General features: G+C 40.1%; 2 protein-coding genes and 1 pseudogene. All 3 read left to right on the forward strand.

The features are described from left to right. Positions 1 to 68 precede the first annotated feature (68 nt). Complete coding sequence (locus DWY55_RS22160) at positions 69 to 431, forward strand: hypothetical protein (RefSeq protein WP_165859538.1); 363 nt, start codon at positions 69 to 71, stop codon at positions 429 to 431. Next, positions 425 to 760, forward strand: a complete 336-nt coding sequence (gene tnpB, locus DWY55_RS21720; RefSeq protein WP_007761176.1) for an IS66 family insertion sequence element accessory protein TnpB — start codon at positions 425 to 427, stop codon at positions 758 to 760. Before DWY55_RS22160 ends, tnpB begins: the two co-directional genes overlap by 7 nt. A gap of 72 nt (positions 761 to 832) precedes the next feature. After that, a pseudogene (locus tag DWY55_RS22465) lies at positions 833 to 1029 on the forward strand (IS66 family transposase); the annotation flags it as partial.

The following is a 1029-nucleotide window of genomic DNA, read 5'->3' on the forward strand; positions in this document are numbered from 1 at the left end:
GTAAGCAGTCAAAAATTGGCTCATAATTGAAATCTCTATCTTCGCTGCGAACAAAAATATTAGAATTTATGTATAGTAGTGAAGATCTTGAAAGGTTTTACTTTCAGTACCAGACCGAGGCTTTGCCTCATGGAGAATCTCTCCAATCGTTTTGTGTTAAGAACAAAGTTCCTTATAACATCTTTCAGAAATGGTACAGGGATACCCGTAAAAAAGTAGTTGAAGTCCAGGTTGATGGTGTTCCAGTAATCGGTCATGAGGAAAAATCCAGTGCCATTGATCAATCTCAACCGGTATCACCAGGCAGAAATGATCACCCGGTTCGTATTTGGGTTGAGATTCGTATCAGCAATGGCTTGCATTTGTCCCAAAAGAATTTAAGCTACCCGGATTTGGTTCGTATGGTAGAGCAGTTGGAGGGGTTATGTTGAGTGTTACCGGTCTGAATCATTTTTATTATGTCCGTGACTTTACCGATATGCGTTGTAAGCACAGCCGTGTGCTGTCTGTCATTCGTGAACGGCTTCACCGTGAGCCCAATGATGGAGACGTCTTTATAGTCATGTCTCGCAATCGCAGAATAGTCCGTATGTTTTCATTTGATAATCGTTCATATAGTCTGTTCGAAAAGAAGTTTGTGGCAGGCTATCAGTTCATGAAGGTGGAGCGGAACGGGGCAGATACTGTTTATCGGATTGCCTGGAAGGACGTGGTTTTGATTCTTGAGAATCCTATAGTTAAAACATTAAAAATCAGATAATCAATCTATTTATCCACTTGCGGTTTTGTGATTATTTTATTACCTTTAATGCTGTAAATCAAAGGTTTAAGTATGATCGATCTGCAAGATATAATTACAACAAAACGAGAGTTGTTGAGTAGGGAAACCTACTCACGCAACCCTATAAATTATAGTGCAGGTATGGCAGAGGATCAGAAAGAGCGATACATACAATACCTTGCCGAACAGAATCAGGATCTTCGGTTGACAAGTGATGCCATGAAGCTTGTTTTGGAGGATTTTATGGC

This window comes from Bacteroides sp. AF25-38AC (assembly GCF_003602995.1).
Classification (GTDB): Bacteria; Bacteroidota; Bacteroidia; order Bacteroidales; family Bacteroidaceae; genus Bacteroides; species Bacteroides uniformis.